This window comes from Arthrobacter sp. EpRS71 (assembly GCF_001512285.1).
Classification (GTDB): Bacteria; Actinomycetota; Actinomycetes; order Actinomycetales; family Micrococcaceae; genus Arthrobacter.
This window is the reverse complement of record NZ_LNUV01000006.1, coordinates 2,440,804-2,458,972: the sequence shown is the minus strand read 5'-3', so window position 1 is coordinate 2,458,972 and position 18,169 is coordinate 2,440,804. Positions and strand designations below refer to the sequence as shown.

Genomic DNA, 18,169 nt, shown 5'->3' with positions numbered 1-18,169 from the left:
TAGAGTAGCGCATATGCAGCCGATGGGCGAGCGATCGTGGCATCAGGGTAAAACCATCATGAATCGCAGCCAATCGGCGGCTTGGAGCGAGAAATGAACCGCATCAGCAGAAGAAGTTGGCCAGTGTGCTGAACGGCGTCATCTCTTGACAAGACGCAAGGTCAATGTCGACAATCGACCAAACGAACCCCGCCAAAGTAGCCGGGGTCACACCCCAAGGAGAGCTTGATGTCATTCACATCCCGAGCAATACGTTGTATCCCAGCAGTAGCCATTTCAGCAGTGGCTGCGCTCGTGCTGGCCGGTTGCGGTTCCGACGGCGGCCAGTCCCCGGCCGGTTCGGACGCGCAGCTCACGATCGCCGACTTCGGCGGAAAGCTCAGCAAGGCAATGAACACCGCCTTCCTCGAGCCCTACAGTGCCGAGTCGGGTGCTAAGTTCACCCAGGACGGCAACATGGAATACAACAAGATCGCCCTTCAGATCCAAAGCGGAAACATCGAATGGGATTTGGCTGAGGTCGACACCTGGCTCGCCAACCAGCAGTGCGGAAAGCAATTCGAGGAAATTGACGCCGACACGCTCGACCCTTCAAAGTTCGCTGAGGGTCGCGTGACCAACAAGTGCGGTCTGCCCGTCCTGGAGTGGGGCGCGGTACTGGCCTACGACAAGACGAAATTCGGCGATAACCCTCCCACCAGTTGGGCTGACTTCTTCGACACGCAGAAATTCCCCGGCAAGCGCTGTGCCCCCACCTCCTCCCAGTACAACCTGGAGGCAGCGAGCCTGGCCTCCGGTGTGCAGCCGGAGAACCTTTACCCGCTGGATGTCACTAAGGCGATCGCCAAGTACGAGACGATCAAGCAGGACACGACTTTCCTCACTTCCAGTACCCAGCAGGTTGACACGATGCTCTCCGGCGGAGCTGTCATGTGCATGGTTTACTCACCGCGCGCCTTTGATGCCGTGAATCAAGGCGCCAAGTGGGACGTAGTCTGGCCTACGGCACTCAAGGTCTGGGACAACCTGGTGATCCTGAAGGGCTCCAAGAACGCCGACGCAGCAAAGAAGTTCCTTAACTGGCTCTCGAACAACCCCGACGCGCAGACCAAGTTTGAAGAGATCGCCCCTTACGGATCGACCTCTTCAAAGGGCAGTGACCCCCAGACCTCCGATCTGCAGAAGCAGTATCTCGTCTCCAACCACCGGACCGACGGTGTGGCACTTGACAACGAATGGTACGCGCAGTACAAGGATGCCGCCGAGTCGCAGTGGCGCGCAGCCCTGGTTGGCTAGTAGGGAAGTCTAAATGTCAACCACACTTTCGCCCTCCATCCGGCCGCCAAGCCGGGTACGCAAAACTCCGTTTGTGTTCCGTCCGGTATCGCTGTTGGTAGTACCGGGATTTGCGGTCATCCTTCTGTTCTTTGTCTATCCCGCCATTTCCATCCTTACGCGTGCTTGGACGCATTTCCAGGCACCTCAGGAGGGCGGTTGGGACAACTTCGCTTGGTTCTTCACCGAGGACGTAAACATCACGCTGTTGCTGCGCACATTTGGCGTGACTCTGCTGGTTACCGTGATCACGCTGATCCTGGCGTTCCCGTTCGCGTACCTGATGACGTTGGTTTCACGGCGCTGGTTGGTCGTTTTGACGACGGCGGTCATGCTACCGTTCTTCACTAACTACCTGGTGAGGATCTTCGCTTGGGTTGTCCTTCTTCAGGACAACGGGGTCGTCAACGGTGCGCTGTCAGCCTTCGGAATCGAGCCGTTCCATATGCTGGGAACCACGTTCGCCGTAACGATCGCGATGGCACAGACTCTTCTTCCGCTGATGATCCTTCCGCTGTACTCCGTGCTGCAAGGCATTGACCGAAGCCTCCTGAGGGCGTCCGAAAGCCTCGGCGCTTCGCCTGCGAAGTCGTTCTTCCGGATATACCTGCCACTGGCCACACCGGGAATGCTTGCCGGCAGTGTCCTGGTCTTCGTCTTCGGACTGGGTTTCTACCTGACCCCGGCGATCCTGGGATCTCCACAGAATGCATTGCTGGCCCAACAGGTCGTCACTCAGGTGCAAGACCTCCTGGCATGGGGCCGAGGCTCCGTTCTGGCGTTGGTGCTCCTACTGGTGACCTTCGCCCTGCTGGCTGTAGCCATGCGATTTTCCCGCAACACTGTCAGCTCGGCATACGGAATCAGGTGATGAAGTCCATGGAAAAGTCCCTTCGACGTTCGTCGCCCAGCGTAGGCCGAATTCTGCTGGCCGTAGCTGCTTTCCTGATTGCCGCATGGATGATTGTTCCGACACTGGTGATCATTCCGCTCAGCTTCTCGTCTTCGGAAGCCAGCTTCGTGTTCCCCCCACCCGGCTGGTCCCTTGCCCTGTATGAGAACCTCTCGGGCGGAGCATGGCGTGATGCGGCATTGAACTCGATCAAGATTGCTGCCGTTGTCACCGTGCTGACAACGATCCTTGGCACGGCGGCTGCCCTTGGCCTGGACCGCTCAAAGTTTCCCGGAAAGGGCCTCGTTACGGGTTCCTTGTTCGCACCATTGATCGTTCCGACCTCGATTCTGGCCATCGGTATCTATGCCGTGTTCCTGAATTGGAAGCTTAACGGCACCTTCATCGGGTTCGTACTGGCGCACTCAGTCGTGGCACTGCCCATGGTTCTGGTTTCTGTTTCCTCCAGCTTGCGGGTTTTTGACCGCAACCAGGAGAACGCCGCCGCGAGCCTGGGTGCCAGCCCCTTAACCACCTTCATGAGCGTGACCCTTCCTCAGATCCGGTCAGGTGTTGTCACAGGTGCGGTCCTCGCGTTCCTGGCGTCCTTTGATGAAGTGGTTATCTCTTTGTTCCTAGCCAGCCCGCGACTGCAGACCTTGCCGGTTCTGATGTTTTCAAGCATGCGCCGTGAGCTTGACCCGACGGTGGCCGCGGCAGCTGTCGTCGTGTTCGCCCTGGCTGCCATTGCCATTCCCATCGTCGCGCTGATACAGACAAGGAATCATCATGTCCGCTGACCGAAAAACCCGAGGCGCCGGGCTCTCCCTGCGTCGCCTCGCTAAAAGCTATGGCCCTGTCCATGCCCTGAAAGAGGTTTCGCTCGACATCGCCCCGGGCGAGTTCGTCACCTTTCTGGGTCCCAGTGGCTCCGGCAAATCTACGACGCTGAATTTGATTTCCGGCTTTCAGGACGTCACCTCAGGTGAAATCCTCCTTGATGGAACAGTCCTTCAGGACGTCAAGCCGCACAAGCGAGAGCTTGGCATTGTCTTCCAGAACTACGCGCTCTTCCCCCACATGACTGCTGGTCAGAACGTGGAATACTCGCTCAAGCAACGGAAGATTCCCGCCTCGGAACGAAAGACGCGTGTCCGGAAGGCGCTCGAATCCGTCGGCCTTGGTGGCTACGGCGACCGATACCCTCGCGAGCTCTCGGGCGGCCAGCAGCAGCGCGTGGCCGTTGCCCGAGCACTGGTGTTCGAACCGCGCGTCCTCCTGATGGACGAACCCCTGGGCGCCTTGGACAGGAAACTGCGGCAGGTGCTGCAGCTGGAAATCAAGCGGCTTCACCGCGAACTGGGCATCACGTTCATTTTCGTAACTCACGATCAGGAAGAAGCCCTGGTCATGTCGGACCGCATCGCGGTCTTCAACGAAGGCCTGATAGAGCAGGTCGGAACCGCATCGGAACTGTATGAAAACCCCGCCACCCCATTCGTGGCCGAGTTCCTCGGAGAGACAAATGCCTTGAAAGGTTCCGTCCAAAGTATTGGATCCAACCTGCTGGTCCACGGCGCAACTGTCTTCCGCACAGACGGTGCGGACGAAAACCTCCCCGCAGGACCGGCAATTCTTTTCGTCCGCCCCGAGAAGGTAAGGCTTCTCACCGAAGCCAAGCCGGTCAAGGAGCATGAGGATGCGGTCTATGGTGTCGTCCGCGAAACGGTCTACATGGGCTCGCTCCAAAAGATCCTTGTTACCAACGAAGAGGGCGCGACCGTGACGGTGCTGGAAGCAACTGGCGCGCCCTTGCCCGCCATCGGATCACGTGTCGGGGTTGCCTGGAATATCAACGAGGCGCGAATCATCAGCACGGAACAACGCAGCAATTCAGCCAAGAACGACGAAGTGGTGAGCATCTAAATGTCATTGGCACAAACCATCCTGCCCTTTATCGGCGGACGGTCACACAGGCCCCAAGCCGACGAGGTAGATGAGATCTTTGACCCGGCCGACAAATCCACCCTTGCAGTAGTTCCGCGCTGCAGCCCTGAAGATGTAGATGCAGCCGTACGAAGCGCCGATCATGCTTTCCGAACCTCCTGGAGGAGCACCACCCCGTCCCAGAGGTCAGCTGCCCTTCTCCGAATCGCTCAAACCATCGAGGATCGTACTGAGCAGTTTGCGTTGCTGGAGTCCCAAGATGCTGGCAAACCCATTGCGGCGGCACGTAAGGAAATCGCAATTGCCGTCGATCACCTGCGTTTCTTCGCCGGGGCGGCCCGCACCCTTCAAGGAGCGGTCGCCGGCGAGTACCTGCCCGGTACGACATCGATGCTCCGCAGGGACCCCATCGGCGTGGTCGGGCAGATTGCACCGTGGAATTACCCACTTCTAATGGCCATCTGGAAGTGCGGCCCGGCCCTTGCCGTAGGAAACACCGTTGTCCTAAAGCCAGCTGAGACCACGCCCTTGTCGACGCTGCTCCTGGCAGAGGTCGCCGCGGAATTTCTCCCTGATGGCGCCCTAAACGTCGTCACAGGCGCCGCCCAAACCGGTGAAGCCGTCGTCGCACACCCGACCGTGCGCATGGTGTCAATCACTGGGTCCACCCGGGCAGGCAGGCGGGTAGCGGAAATCTCAGCCAGCCAGCTCAAACATGCGCACCTGGAACTGGGCGGTAAAGCCCCCTCAGTAATCTTTGACGACATCGACCCTGAAGTGGTCGCACGTGAGGTGGCCGGCGCTGCCTTTTACAACGCCGGACAAGACTGCACCGCGGCCACACGCATGATAGTTCACGAGGCGATCTACGATGACTTCATTAAGGCGCTGTCCTCGGCAGCCTCGGGCTACAAAATGGGTAGCACGGCCGCCGAATCCACAACACTCGGCCCGGTCTCGAACGCCCTCCAGTACGAGCGCATCAGCGGTGTCCTGGACCGCTGCCCGGCACGCATCGAAAAAATCAACGGTAGGTCCTCCGAAGCCCTCAACGGCTACTTCATCGACCCCACTATCTTGGTCGGCGTGGAACAACAGGACGAAGTTGTGCAGAACGAAATCTTCGGCCCAGTCGTCACGGCCCAGTCGTTCAAAACCCCCGAAGAAGCCCTGGCTCTGGCCAACGGCACCAATTACGCTCTGGCTTCCTCGGTGTGGACTTCCAACCTCGACAGGGCTTTGCGATTCTCCCGCGATCTGGAGTTCGGCTGCGTCTGGGTTAACAACCACCTGAGCGTCACCGCGGAGTTCCCCCACGGTGGCGGAAAAGATACCGGCGGCGGAAAGGACCTCTCCATCGGGGTGCTGCACGAGTACACCGAAGCCCGCCACATCATGTTTGGAAGTCTGGGATCCCAATGAGTGCCCCCGAATCTCGACATGAGATCCTCTTCACCCCTATCCAGCTGGGTCCCAAGACCGCCCCCAACAGGTTCTATCAGACACCGCATGCCTCCGGCCTCGGCGATTCCGCCGGTGCCGGGGCGGCACTGCGGGCCACCAAAGCTGAAGGCGGCTGGGGTGTTGTCAACACTGAAGCGGTGAAGATCAGCGTCGAATCAGACATGAGCGGTTTCCGAACCATGTCGTGGATGCTCGACCAGTCGGATGTCCGAAACTGGAAACGCACCTGCGATGAAGCGCACAGCCACGGTGCACTCATCGGCATCGAGCTTCTCGTTACCGCGTCCAAATCCTCCGGCTTGGGAACACGGGAACCGGCCGGCCGGGTAAGCGCTATTCAAAACCCTGGCGACTTCAACGCCGGATACTACGAGCTCGATTCTGACGATATCAAGCGTGTTCAGCAACAGTACGTCGACGCGGCCATCATGTCCCGGGATGCAGGTTTCGACATCGTCAACATCTACGGTTGCGAAGGTGCGGGACTGCCGTTGGAGTTCCTCTCGCCCTGGTACAACAAGCGCACTGACAGCTACGGAGGATCCTTCGAGAACAGGGCCAGGTTCTGGCTGGAAGTGCTGGAGAAAGTACGGAACGCCGTCGGCAACGACGTAGCCATCACGGCCCGGTTCAATCCGTCGGAAACCAACGGACGCGGCAGCGCAACCAACCTCGACCCGGAGGGCCTGCGCTTCATCGAGATAGCTGATGATCTGGTGGACTTCTGGGACATCCAGTTGGGCCGGCCCGGTCAGTTGGCCTCGTCCAGCTCACCAGCTGCACGCTTCGGCGTAGAAAACTATGCCGGGGAGTGGACACGGGAAATTAAGGCACTAACAACCAAACCGGTTGTGGCCCCAGGCTGGTTCACATCCGCCGACGAGATGGCCCGGGTCCTCAAGTCCGGCCAGCAAGACCTCATTGGAGCGGCCCGGCCCTCCATCGCCGACCCCTTCCTGCCCAACAAGATCCGCTCCGGTGACTTTGACAGTATCCGGGAGTGCATCGGATGCAATGTGTGTGTATCCCGGTACGACCACGGCAGCAGGATCGTATGCACGCAGAACGCGACGCTCGGGGAAGAATACCGGCGGGGCTGGCACCCCGAAAGATTCGCTCCGTCGACCAAGGCCGAGGCCCCAGTTCTCATTGTCGGAGCCGGACCCGCCGGGCTGGAACTCGCATCAGTTCTGGCCCGCCGCGGCCACGAGACTGTCCACCTGCTGGATGCAGCATCCGCCATCGGCGGCCACTACCGCTGGGTTCCGAAACTTCCCAACCTGTCCGCCTGGTCCAGGATCATCGACTACCGTGAAGGGGTTCTCCGCCAGCACCCGGGTGTTGAGATCATCACCAATACCAGGCTCACGGCCGCCGACATTCTGGACTACGGGGCAACCACTGTGGTCATAGCCACCGGTTCATCCTGGTCGACCGAAGGCATAAACGGCTGGTCCAGGGAAGGCATACCTGGCGCCGATACGACAACCTCCTGGCAATTCACGCCGGAACAACTCGTTGCCGAAGAACAGCAGCTCGACGGTGACAATGTCCTCGTGTTTGACTGCGACGGCTACTACATGGCTCCAAGCATTGCCGAGCGGTTGATGCTTGAAGGCAAAAAGGTGACCTTGGTCAGCCCCTACCCTGAGGTGGGACGATGGCTGGCGCACACCGGCGAACGGGATCTTATCCGCCGGCTGGCTCAGGCAGGAGTGTCCATCGTTCCTTCGACGCTGGTCAAATCCGTCAGCGCCGGAGAAGTACAGCTGGCATCCGCCGGTGTGGATTCCCGAGAATGGACGATGAACGTCGACGCAGTCGTCTGGGTCACCCAGCGGGTCTCCAACGATGCCCTCTACCGGGAACTGCTGGCCGAACCGGAGCACCTCGCGGCCAACGAAATCGATACGTTGCTCAAGGTAGGCGACTGCAGGGCACCTCGAATGCACCTTGCCGATACGATTTTCGACGCCCACCGCCTTGGCAGGGAATTCGATTCGGACAACCCCGCCGTGCCGCTGCCGTTTATCCGGGAGCACCGGGTTCTCGGATGGAGCGACGATGACTACGACGCTCCGCTGCGGGAGAGCCGTAAGCTGCTGCCCATCGAACCACGACGATGACCACTGCAGCCGCCACAGGTCGTGGCACCGAATACTCCCAAACCGGGTGAACTCCAGCCTTCCGCGGCTGACATCAAGAGTCTTTGGCTCACAGGCCTTGGACTCTTGGCGTAGACCGTCAGGAGAGGTTCCTCTATCCAGCCCGCACAACGCCCCATCAGGAGAAGTCTTGAAAATCGCAGTTCTCATGAAGCAAGTCCCCGATACGTGGTCCGACCGGAAGCTTGACCTCACCACCGGACAGATTGATCGCACGACAGCCGAGCAAGTCGCCGACGAGATCAACGAACGTGCCCTCGAAAGCGCACTTCGCCATAAGGACCAGGACGCATCGACTGAAATCGTCGCTGTGACAATGGGCCCCACAGGGGCCCAAGCCGCCCTGCGGCGGGCACTGTCCATGGGAGCCGATTCGGCCATTCTCGTTAACGATCCGTCCTTGGCAGGCTCGGACATGGTTCGAACCGCGTTGGCGTTGGCTTCAGCTCTCAGGGACATCGGACCGGATCTGGTTCTCGCTGGAAATGAATCAACAGATGGCCGCGGGGGACTTGTTCCGGCCATGATTGCCGAAGTTTTGCAGTTTCCCCATTTACCTGCGGTTGACCGGGTCGAAATCTCCGACTCCCAGGTAACCGGACAACTGCAGGTGGAGGGCGCCGTCGTGTCCGTCCAGTCCGAGTACCCGGCCCTTGTTTCCGTCACGGAGCAAAGTGCAGAGGCGCGAATCCCCAATTTCAAGGGCATCATGAAAGCCAAAAAGAAGCCCTTAGACGTAAAAACACTTGCGGATCTCGGAATCGACGTCGGACCGGGTGCAGCGACCGCTAAGTCAGTGATGGTAGGGGCAACGGAGCGGCCTCCGAGGAACGCTGGCACCAAAATCACCGACGACGGCACCGCCGCCCAGCAACTTGCAGAGTTCCTGTCCTCGCGCCGGCTCCTGCAGAACCACCAATAGACGAAGGAATGCAGTCATGGGCAATGTCCTAGTTTTCATTGAAACAACCACCACGGGCGAAACCAAGTCGTCCGCGGCAGCTTTGCTGGGCGCCGCTGCCGGTCTGGGAACGCCGGTGGCCGTGGCAGCTGTGCCCGCTGAGGCGGCTGAGAGCCTGGGCCGGACCCTGGCAACGGCCGGCGCCGAGCACATCTACCTTGTGACCGTGCCCGAGGCCAGTTCCGAGCTTGGAACTGCTGCGGTCGGAGCGCTTGCGCAGGCGTCCGAAGAGTACGCGGCTATTGCTGCCCTCTTGCCGCACACCAACGACAGTAAGAACATCGCCGGACGTCTGGCAATCGTCCGAGGCGGAGCCGTCACCGCCGACGTGGTCGCGCTTCGCATGGAAGAAGACGAAGTCATCGCGGAGCACTCTGTCTTCGGGGGTGACTACACGACTGAGTCAACCGTCGAGGAGGGTCTGATGGTCGTCACGGTTCGTCAGGGCGCGATCGAGGCCCGGGCTGCGGCCGTGACCAATCCCTCGGTCCGTTTAGAAGAACTCCGGATAAAAACGGCCCCCGGAGCGAAAATTATCTCGATTGAACCCGTCACCGAAGAGTCCGAACGTCCATCCCTCCTGGCAGCGCGGACGGTCGTCTCCGGCGGCAAAGGCATCGGGTCGAGGGAGAGCTTCAGCCTGGTTGAGGACCTAGCCGATGTTCTAGGGGCGGCAGTGGGAGCATCGCGGGCAGCCGTTGACGCAAACTATGTTCCGCAGGCGCTGCAGGTTGGCCAGACCGGTGTAACCGTCTCACCCCAGCTCTACGTTGCTCTCGGCATCTCCGGAGCCATCCAGCATCGAGCAGGCATGCAAACAGCAAAAACGATCGTAGCCATTAACAACGACGCCGACGCACCAATCTTCGACATCGCAGATTTCGGTGTAGTCGGAGACGTTTTCAAAGTCGTTCCCGAGTTGATCGAAGCGGTCAAAGCGCAAGAGAGCTAAGGACTAAACGCCTCTCGTAGTTCAGGACTTCTTCTAGCCTCCGAAAGGACAGGAACACTCCCATGCACGGCACAGATAACGGTGCGCAGCCATCACCAGCGCCCAAACGCCGCCGCTTGGCCGGGATACAGGACGAGACGCCAAACCTCAGTCCATCAACGGCCCCAGAGCCTCTCCCCGCCACCGCTCCGGCACGTCGGCGCATGGGCGACCCACGGGCAACGACTAAACCGTCCGAAGCACCAACTGCCGCCCCGACGCGCCGGCGCATGGGCGAAGCGGTGCCCGAAGCGTCAAGCCTCAGCCACGATCAGGAGCAGCACCCCGGGGTACCGCAAGAGCAGGTTACTCAAACCGGCGGCAAATCTGTTCTGGAAAACGGTGTCGCAAACAAAGCAGTGAGGCAAGAAGGTGTCCCCGGGTCAATGTCCCGGCGATGGAAGGGGGTAGTGCTCAAGGTTCTTGGTGTCGCGGTCGTTACGGCCGCCATCGTTCTGCTCGCGCGCTGGGCAAGGACCACCCAACCCGTCATGGATTTTCTCAGCGAGTATCCCGGCCACACGGAACCGGGCTCAGATGCGCCAACCGGTATCCCGGCCTGGGTGAACTGGCAGCATTTCTTGAATATCTTCTTCTTGGTTTTGATCGTACGCACCGGGTTGCAGGTCCGATTGGAGAAACGACCTGCAGGGTACTGGACCCCGGCGCCAGGGTCGTTCTTCGCCCCCAAAGGCAACGCACGGAAGAAGGTGAGCCTGGCCCAGTGGCTGCATCAGTGCCTTGATGTGCTGTGGATCCTCAACGGTCTGATCTTCATCATCCTGCTCTTCACCACAGGACGATGGACTCGTATCGTTCCAACGTCCTGGGACATACTGCCCAATGCGGCTTCGGCCGCGGTCCAATACGCATCCCTCAACTGGCCGGCCGAAAATGGCTGGGTCTACTACAACGCTCTGCAAGTCCTGGCCTATTTCCTCACCGTATTTGTCGCCGCCCCGCTGGCAATCATCAGTGGGATTCGGATGTCCACGTGGTGGCCCGACAACACCAAGGCGAGCAGATTCCTCACCATCGACTTCGCCCGCGCCCTTCACTTCCCGGTCATGCTGTACTTTGCCGGGTTCACCGTGATCCACGTGCTGTTGGTGTTTCTGACCGGCGCACTCGAAAACCTGAACCATATGTTCACCGCCCGCAGCGCCGCCGACTGGCTTGGACTTTTGGTGTTCCTGGCTTCGGTTTTGGTGATTGCTGCGGCCTGGTTCCTGACGAAACCGGTCTTTACGACGCCGCTGGCATCCAAAATGGGCAAGGTTTCACGCTAGGGCAACAGTTTTTCCTCCGTATGGAAGCCTTCAAGAGAAAGAGAAGATCCCAATGACCGTCATATCAGCCCTCGCAGACAGCCAACAGGTTGGACCCGCCGGCCCGCATTCTGATTTCGATTCCGCCGAATACAGCCGACGGCGGACTGCGCTGCGCCAGGTGATGCAGCAGGAAGGGCTCGACGCGGTTCTTATCAATAACCGCTATACCCACCGCTATTTCTCGGGGCACATCACCAACCTCTGGACAAACAGGTCGCGGCCCATTTTCTCCGTGTACACCGCCAGCGGTGACGTCTTCGCTGTGGCTGTCGGATGGGAAGGCCGCCGCGTCGTCAATACCGCCTCTGACCTTGTCCTGGTTCCTTATGGTGGCTCGGGCCTGGATGCTGAACCGAGCCTGGAAGCCGTGCGGGATATTGTTCTCAGCACGGTCGGGGAGAGTGCCAGGATCGGTTATGAAGGCAGTCTGTGGACCAACTACGAAATCACTGAAGCGGAAATGCAAAGCCTCAAAGGCAAGCTGCCCAAGGCGACGTTCCACGAAGTTTCGACTCAGTTGGCTCTAGTCAGGATGCGCAAGTCAGAGGCAGAGATCCAGGCACTGCGCCAGGCGGCCTCAATCAACTCCGCAGCGTTTGATGCAATTTACACGTCCGAAGCCCGTGGCCTGACAGAGGGTGAAATCTACCGCAAGATGTCGTCGGCGCTCTTTGAAGCCGGCAGCGAGGAAATCTACTTCATGATCCTCAACAAGGGTGATTCCGCCCGTGAATTCAATGAAGACAATCCTGTGATCTTCCTAGATTCCGGTGCCGTCCACCGGGGCTACGCATCGGACTTCAACAGGTACATGACGTGGGGAAAGGCACCCACAAAACTGACAGACCCTCTATCCAGGTTGAAAGAGGTCGCCGAGATCATTTATGAGGAGGTTCGACCGGGCCGGACCTGGAAAGAAGCCAACCAGACCGTGCATAGCCGGAGCCTCAAAGTCCTTCCCGAACTGGGAACCAGCGGCACCAACATTGGCAAGTTTGGCCATGGCATCGGGCTGCAAATGCCTGAGTTGCCCTACCTCTCCGATGATGACAACACGGAAATCCTCGAGGGAACGGTGATGTGCATCGAACCCTCCCTCAAGCACGACGACATGGGCTACCTCACCTCCGTTACGTGCGAAGAAATGGTCGTCGTTCGCTCACACGGATGCGAGTTGCTCTCCGACGGCAAAGGCGCCGACGTCAGAGAGGTCTAAATCCTGGGATTCCGTCTTCGGCAGAAACCCGCAGGAATTGCCCCGGTGCTTGAAAGACCACAAGTCCTTGTCAAAGAAGTGCCGTGCGGTTAGGACCACATCGCTCGTAGCTTGATGGGTACTCCCTGAACGAAACAGGGGCCGCTCACCGCGCGGCAGGTGGGTTGGCATGCCGATGCCAACCCAAGGAGGAAAGATTGTCCTTGGACTGGTGGGGAACCAGTCCAAGGACAATATTCTGGGCCAAAGACATCACACCTCGCCAGACCTTGCAGGGCAAAGAGAGCACAGCCCCTTACAGGGGCTGTGCTCTTTGGACACTGCTTCCAAGCGCGGCGGCTGGCAGCTTGTTCGACACCGGCGTTGCGCTGATTGGGAGATCAGATTTATTCGTCCGCGTCGTATGTGTGTGCGATATAGACGTCACAGGGGGCGTTGTGAGCGACACTGTTCGCGACACTGCCCAGTACCCTGCCGATGCCCTGCATCCTCCGGTTGCCCACTACGATCATCCGGGCCCGTGTTCGCTCCGCTTCCCGGACCAAGGCCTCCGCAGGTTTACCGCGGGCTGCGGAGTAGGTCACCTCAATGCCACCGCCCAAGGACTCCGCGGCGGTCCGGGCAATATTTTCGGCTGTTCCAGCCTCAGAAACGACATAGCGATCACTGCCGCTTCCGAAAACTTCGGTCTTGCTGCTGTCGAAGGCAGTCACCACGTGAAGTGGTGCGCTCAGGGCCTCGGCCAAGCCACGAGCTTTTTCTGCTGCCTTTTTCGCGGTGTCGCTTCCGTCAACACCACGACAATGGTTCCAGTCATCATGTACTTTTCCTCAATAGTTCTCCATTGGCACTTTGCGCGTCCGTTTTAGCGGTCGCTGCCAGAGCGCTCCGCGATGTTTGCGTATCCTGGTCGCACGTGTGGCGCTTGCCTCATGCGCAATCGAGACTCAGCGAGAACCTACTTACCAGCCGCGCTCTGCGAGGCGGTGGGGCTGCGGGATGTCGTCAACGTTGATGCCCACCATGGCTTCGCCCAGGCCGCGGGAGACCTTGGCGATCACATCGGGATCGTCGTGGAACGTGGTGGCCTTGACGACGGCGGCGGCGCGCTCTGCCGGGTTGCCGGACTTGAAGATACCGGAACCGACGAACACGCCGTCCGCGCCGAGCTGCATCATCATCGCAGCATCAGCCGGGGTAGCAATACCACCAGCGGTGAACAGGACAACGGGGAGCTTACCGGTGGCGGCAACTTCCTTGACCAGCTCGTACGGGGCCTGCAGCTCCTTGGCTGCAACATACAGCTCGTCCTCGGGAAGGGCGGCGAGCTTGGCGATCTCCGAACGGATCTTGCGCATGTGGCCGGTGGCGTTGGAAACATCCCCGGTGCCGGCCTCGCCCTTGGAACGGATCATCGCCGCGCCCTCGTTGATGCGGCGCAGCGCTTCACCAAGGTTGGTGGCACCACACACGAACGGGACGGTGAAGTTCCACTTATCGATGTGGTTGATGTAGTCGGCCGGGGTCAGGACCTCGGACTCGTCGATGTAGTCAACACCGAGGGACTGCAGGACCTGGGCTTCGACGAAGTGGCCGATGCGGGCCTTGGCCATCACCGGGATGGAGACCGCTGCGATGATCGCATCGATCATGTCCGGATCCGACATGCGGGACACGCCGCCCTGGGCGCGGATATCGGCCGGGACACGCTCGAGCGCCATGACGGCAACAGCACCGGCATCCTCAGCGATGCGGGCCTGCTCGACGTTAACGACGTCCATGATGACGCCGCCCTTGAGCATCTCCGCCATGCCCCGCTTAACGCGGCTGCTGCCCGTGGCGGGTTGGTTCTGTGTCATGCGGACTCCTGTGAGTGATGTCGCTGGCCTTGGTGCAGTCGGGCTGGATCACCAGTCAACAGCGATGTACTTCGTTTCAAGGAACTCGTGGAGACCGTGATGTCCGCCTTCCCGTCCTATCCCGCTTTGGCGTGTGCCCCCAAAGGGTGCCGCCGGGTCGGAGAAGACGCCGGTATTAATGCCGACCATGCCGGCGTCAATACGCTCCGCCACCCGCAAGGCACGCTTGAGGTTGGAGCTGTAGACGTAGGAGCCCAGGCCCATTTCCGTGGCGTTGGCCAATCCAACTACTTCATCTTCGGATTCGAACCCTACGATGGGGGCGACGGGGGCGAACCATTCGTGGTTGAGGATGGCCGCATCGGCGCTCACGCCTGATAGGACAGTGGGGTTGAAGTAGTAGCCGGGACCGCTGGGATTGTTGCCGCCAACGATGCGTGTTGCTCCGTCGGCCAATGCCGCTTCGACGGCGAGATTCACACCGGTCAGGGCTGCCGAGCTGGCAAGGGGACCAACATCGACACCGGACTGGCGCCCTGGGCCCACCTTGAGGCGTGACATGGCCGCTGAGAAGGCTCTGGTGAATTCGTCGCGGACGGATTCATGGACGTAGAAACGGTTGGCGGCGATGCATGCCTCTGCGTTATGGCGCATTTTGGCTGTGAGGGCACCTTCGACTGCTGCGTCGATGTCGGCGTCCTCGAAAACGAGGAAGGGGGCGTTGCCGCCCAGTTCCATGCCAACGTTGAGGACCCGTTCGCTTGCCTGGGCGATGAGCTGCCGGCCAACTGCCGTAGAGCCGGTAAAGGAGACCATCCGTACCGGACCACGGGACATGAGTTCCCCGACGACTTCTTTGTCCTGGATTGTGGGAATGACGTTGACGGCGCCGGAGGGAAGGCCTGCCTCCTCCAGGAGCTCAGCAATGCGCAGGGCTGTCAAAGGAGTCTGGTTGGAGGGTTTGACGACGACGGTACAGCCAGCGGCCAGGGCAGGCGCAACCTTGCGGGTGACCATCGCCGCGGGAAGGTTCCACGGCGTGATAGCCAGGACGACGCCGACCGGTTGGGAGACCTCCAGAATCCTCCGTGCGCCCGAGGGGGATTCCCTGAGGGATCCGGGGAGTCTGACGGCTTCTTCGCTGAACCAGCGGAAGAATTCGGCGGCGTAGTCCGCTTCGCTCAGCGCGTCGGCGTAGACCTTGCCGTTCTCACTGACGATAATTTCAGCCAGCTCGGCCCGATGGGCCCGGATGTTCTCAAATCCGGCGCGCAGGATCTCGGCTCGTTCACGGGGGGCCTTGGCACCCCACTCCGGGAGGACGGACTCGGCCGTTTCCGCAGCGCGGACACCGTCGGCTACCGAGGCGCTGTGGACTTCGGCGATGACGGCACCGGTGGCCGGGTCGTGGACCGGAAAAGTGTCGCCGTTGGAAGAGTCGGAGGGCTGTCCGCCGATGCGCAGCCTTTGCACCTCGGTGCTCAGTGTCATGGTATTTGTCCTGTCTGGGGGCTGAGGGGGGTCCCTGACCGTGTGCGGCAGCACGTTCGTGCTGGTGCTGAAGGTCAGGTAGTTCAGCACCGTGTTTCGGTCGCAGTCTCGGCTAGGAGAGCTTGCGGTTTTTGTTGGTGAGAAGCAGTTCAGGGTCCCCGCCAAGTCGCGTAACGACGCCGGACACGGTTGAAAGAATGCACCGTTGCACAGCGTCCATGGCGGCTTCTTCGTCTCTGGAATCAATGGCGGCGATAAGGGTGTCGTACTCATCCGCAACATCGGAAAGGTTCTCAAACCCCTCATCATCGAGCGTCAGTGCCATGAGAATACGGGCTTCGAGTCCGTGAAAGAGCTGGGTCAGCACGGGGTTGTTGCTCTGCTCGAACACCTCGGTATGGAACGCCCACTCATGCCGGGCCACAGCTAAAGTGTCAGCTTGCTGGGCAGCTGCCCTAATGAGTCCAGCGAGACGCTTCAACTCCGATGTGTCCATGCCTTGCTTTGCTGCGATCCCGAAAGCGACACGCTCAAGACCGACGCGGACATTATAGAGGTCGACGATTGTCGGCCCATCAATCTCCCGGACGATGGCACCCTGATGTGGCCGTTCGTCCACCAAGCCTTCTTCAACCAGCCGCTGGATGGCGAGCTTGACGGGACCGCGGCTGACCTGCAGTTCTGCAGCCAAATGGGTTTCCTTAAGCCGAGAACCCATCGCCAAATTGCCCTCGATAATTCCGGCTCGTAGACGCTCATAGGCGATATCGACGAGTCGGTTCCGGGGCGCCGGAGCCAGCCGGGTTGCTGTGTCGGACAAAATCCGGACCTCCTCGGTGTAACGGTGTGTAACCACTATAGCGCGCAAACTGACGATTGCTAGCAGTTTACAATTTCCCTGAAAATCCTTGACACTGACTGCTCCCGCCGCCACGATTAGAGCTAGCAGAAAACTGTTAGCAATCTTGGTGTGTGATTGCTTCTCCTGCGTCAGCATGAGAGTCGAACAAGACGGCTCAGGCCGAGCCGTGTAGCGAACGAATAGGAATCAAAAGTGAGCAGACTCCTTCAGACCGGCATTAACGCTGGCAGCAAGCCATTGGTAAAGGTCGTCGGAGGTGAAGGTTCCCGCTTCATTCTCGATGACGGACGACGGGTCATCGATGGCAGCAACACGGGCGGCCCCCTGGGCCACGCCCACCCGGAAATGGTCGAGGCAGTCCGCAAGGCCGCTACCGCGCCTGTCATTAACGAAGGCTGGTTCTACGCAGAGCGTGAACAGGCCGCCCAGGAACTCATTGACGTAGCGTTCGCCGGAGAGCATGACTGGGTAGGAGCCGTTCGGTTCTTCATTAGCGGTAGTGAGGCCAATGACCTCGCCCTTTCGCTTAGTCAGGCTTTCACAGGTCGGAGCGCCCTCGCCACCCGCGAGCGGGCCTATCACGGCATGACAGGACTGTCTCGGGACATGACGGTCCAGCCCCACTGGCACGGTGGACTCTCCCTTCAGCACGGCGGCACACAGCCCGTTCCCCGCACAGCACCGGTCAAAATTCTTCCGGGCCCGGTTCGCGCTGCATATGGCGCACCCCAGCACGACGAAAACCTGTCCGAGCGACTTGGCGGAGCAGAGGAAGTTCTGTCCGACGTGGCCGCAACCATCATCGACTACACCCAGGGTGGCACGTACTATGACGCCGCGTATCAGGACCGCGTCGCCGAGGCTGCCCGGAACGCGGGCTCGCTGTGGATCGCCGACGAAGTGGTTACCGGGTTGGGACGCCATGGCGGGAACTGGTTCGCCTTCCAAGGCGGAACTAGCCGCCCCGACATTGTCACCCTCGGCAAGCCCCTCGGCGGCGGCGCAGCTCCTGCCGGTGCCGTAGTCCTGTCCAAGGAACTGGTCGAAAACATGAAGGACAAGACCTGGCAGACATACAGCACCTTCCGTGGCCACCCGATGTTGATGGCTGCAGTCAGGGCACACCTGCGCATCGTCCAGAATGAAGGGCTTGTTGAGCGCGCTGCCCGCATGGGTGAGCTCACCCGCAGGCGGCTCGTAGAAATCGCCGAAAAGCACCCGAGCGTTGCACGTGTTGACGGCGATGGACAGCACTGGACCGTTGAACTGCGTGGCACGGACTGGCGCAACTGGTACGGGGACACCCTCGAAGCTCCCATCGCCTCGAAGGTCGCCGCAAGGGCCCTTGAGGCAGGGGCCATGATTGGAACCAGTGGGGAACGTGATTCCCTGTTCCTTTCGCCGGCGTTGAACATGCCCGAAGAGGATCTTGAAGGCCTGTTCCAGGCACTGGATCACGGTCTCGACGTAGCTGACCAGGCTCTTGACCGCGGACTTCTTCAGGCTTCCACGACCACCGCGTCCTAAGGATGAGACCGAAGTCCCGGCCCCGGATGGGGCCGGGACTTCGGCTACTGACCGCTGGATTCAGGTCCGCCCGGTGCACAGGCTTCAGAACGACGTCTGATAATTCCTGCGAAAACACCGAAGTCGCC

Annotated in this window: 14 protein-coding genes and 1 pseudogene; 11 read left to right on the top strand and 4 right to left on the bottom strand. The window is 60.1% G+C overall.

Annotated elements, in window-relative coordinates; all coding sequences use genetic code 11:
• The first annotated feature begins 228 nt into the window (after window positions 1-228).
• From AR689_RS21845 to AR689_RS21800, 10 genes are all read left to right on the top strand, one after another.
• The gene (locus AR689_RS21845) at window positions 229-1,296 is read left to right on the top strand and encodes an extracellular solute-binding protein (RefSeq protein ID WP_062073568.1); all 1,068 of its coding nucleotides are present in this window, start codon (window positions 229-231) and stop codon (window positions 1,294-1,296) included.
• Window positions 1,297-1,309: 13 nt separating this feature from the next.
• Entirely contained in the window at window positions 1,310-2,206 is an 897-nt protein-coding gene (locus tag AR689_RS21840; RefSeq protein ID WP_062073566.1) for an ABC transporter permease, read from the top strand.
• Window positions 2,206-3,027: an ABC transporter permease gene (locus AR689_RS21835; RefSeq protein WP_197412940.1), complete on the top strand. Its 822-nt coding sequence runs from the start codon at window positions 2,206-2,208 to the stop codon at window positions 3,025-3,027. Before AR689_RS21840 ends, AR689_RS21835 begins: the two co-directional genes overlap by 1 nt.
• A complete protein-coding gene (locus AR689_RS21830; protein WP_062073564.1) occupies window positions 3,017-4,153 on the top strand; it encodes an ABC transporter ATP-binding protein in 1,137 nt (378 codons plus the stop codon). The genes AR689_RS21835 and AR689_RS21830 overlap by 11 nt, the downstream gene beginning before the upstream one ends.
• Window positions 4,154-5,596, top strand: a complete 1,443-nt coding sequence (locus tag AR689_RS21825) for an aminobutyraldehyde dehydrogenase (RefSeq protein ID WP_062073562.1) — start codon at window positions 4,154-4,156, stop codon at window positions 5,594-5,596.
• A complete protein-coding gene (locus AR689_RS21820) occupies window positions 5,593-7,764 on the top strand; it encodes an oxidoreductase (protein ID WP_062073559.1) in 2,172 nt (723 codons plus the stop codon). The genes AR689_RS21825 and AR689_RS21820 overlap by 4 nt, the downstream gene beginning before the upstream one ends.
• A gap of 169 nt (window positions 7,765-7,933) precedes the next feature.
• Window positions 7,934-8,725 (top strand): electron transfer flavoprotein subunit beta/FixA family protein, encoded by a 792-nt coding sequence (locus tag AR689_RS21815; protein WP_062073557.1) that lies wholly within the window; start codon window positions 7,934-7,936, stop codon window positions 8,723-8,725.
• 16 nt (window positions 8,726-8,741) lie between these two features.
• Window positions 8,742-9,716, top strand: coding sequence for an electron transfer flavoprotein subunit alpha/FixB family protein (locus AR689_RS21810; RefSeq protein ID WP_062073555.1), 975 nt, complete (start codon window positions 8,742-8,744; stop codon window positions 9,714-9,716).
• Between the two features lie 269 nt (window positions 9,717-9,985).
• Window positions 9,986-11,044, top strand: a complete 1,059-nt coding sequence (locus AR689_RS21805; RefSeq protein ID WP_231745625.1) for a cytochrome b/b6 domain-containing protein — start codon at window positions 9,986-9,988, stop codon at window positions 11,042-11,044.
• A gap of 52 nt (window positions 11,045-11,096) precedes the next feature.
• Window positions 11,097-12,302, top strand: coding sequence for a M24 family metallopeptidase (locus AR689_RS21800; RefSeq protein WP_062073553.1), 1,206 nt, complete (start codon window positions 11,097-11,099; stop codon window positions 12,300-12,302).
• Between the two features lie 386 nt (window positions 12,303-12,688).
• Here the strand turns inward: AR689_RS21800 and AR689_RS21795 are convergent.
• From AR689_RS21795 to AR689_RS21780, 4 genes and pseudogenes are all read right to left on the bottom strand, one after another.
• A pseudogene (locus tag AR689_RS21795) lies at window positions 12,689-13,119 on the bottom strand (universal stress protein).
• Between the two features lie 145 nt (window positions 13,120-13,264).
• Window positions 13,265-14,161 (bottom strand): pyridoxal 5'-phosphate synthase lyase subunit PdxS, encoded by an 897-nt coding sequence (pdxS, locus tag AR689_RS21790; protein WP_062073551.1) that lies wholly within the window; start codon window positions 14,159-14,161, stop codon window positions 13,265-13,267.
• 48 nt (window positions 14,162-14,209) lie between these two features.
• Window positions 14,210-15,652 (bottom strand): NAD-dependent succinate-semialdehyde dehydrogenase, encoded by a 1,443-nt coding sequence (locus AR689_RS21785; RefSeq protein WP_062073548.1) that lies wholly within the window; start codon window positions 15,650-15,652, stop codon window positions 14,210-14,212.
• Between the two features lie 112 nt (window positions 15,653-15,764).
• Entirely contained in the window at window positions 15,765-16,472 is a 708-nt protein-coding gene (locus AR689_RS21780; RefSeq protein WP_231745624.1) for a GntR family transcriptional regulator, read from the bottom strand.
• 234 nt (window positions 16,473-16,706) lie between these two features.
• Between AR689_RS21780 and AR689_RS21775 the strand changes: the two genes are divergently transcribed.
• On the top strand, window positions 16,707-18,041 hold the full coding sequence (locus AR689_RS21775; protein ID WP_062073543.1) for an aminotransferase class III-fold pyridoxal phosphate-dependent enzyme: 1,335 nt from the start codon (window positions 16,707-16,709) through the stop codon (window positions 18,039-18,041).
• Window positions 18,042-18,169 lie beyond the last annotated feature (128 nt).